This window comes from Bacillus pretiosus (genome assembly GCF_051294775.1).
Classification (GTDB): domain Bacteria; phylum Bacillota; class Bacilli; order Bacillales; family Bacillaceae_G; genus Bacillus_A; species Bacillus_A wiedmannii.
Genome location: NZ_JBPPHF010000033.1, coordinates 1 through 422, shown reverse-complemented (window position 1 = coordinate 422; position 422 = coordinate 1). Strand labels below are relative to the sequence as shown.

The window sequence follows — 422 nt, the reverse complement described above, 5'->3', positions numbered from 1 at the left end:
AGATGGATATGCACATCTAGACGTCTTAAATAGTATAAGGAGGTCACTATGCTGGATTTAATTTATAAAGATTGGCTGAAACAAAAATATCACATTTATAACCTTCAGCAACTTACAAGCTACATAAACAACTTAATTAGCCTGGCTGAAACATTAGGATTCTATCAATTACAAAAGGATTTACAACAATTATCTACAACGTTAAAAGATTCTAGCTCTGTCTACGATGTAGTCGAGCATATCACAGAAATGATGCTTTCCTTTAAACAGGATGATCAATTACTTAAAATTTATATAATTGGTACTATCCCTGAGGTACTTCAAAATGCCTCCATTCAAATTTTCGACAACATAAATAATGCTGATTGTGTTGTTGTATATAAAGAAACTATCCCTTCTTATTTCATACAACAGCCTATCAT

Annotated in this window: 1 pseudogene; it reads left to right on the top strand. The window is 31.5% G+C overall.

Going from position 1 to position 422, the window contains the following annotated elements:
- Nucleotides 1–48: 48 nt before the first annotated feature.
- Nucleotides 49–422: pseudogene (locus tag ACSG5Z_RS29720) on the top strand (response regulator); the annotation flags it as partial.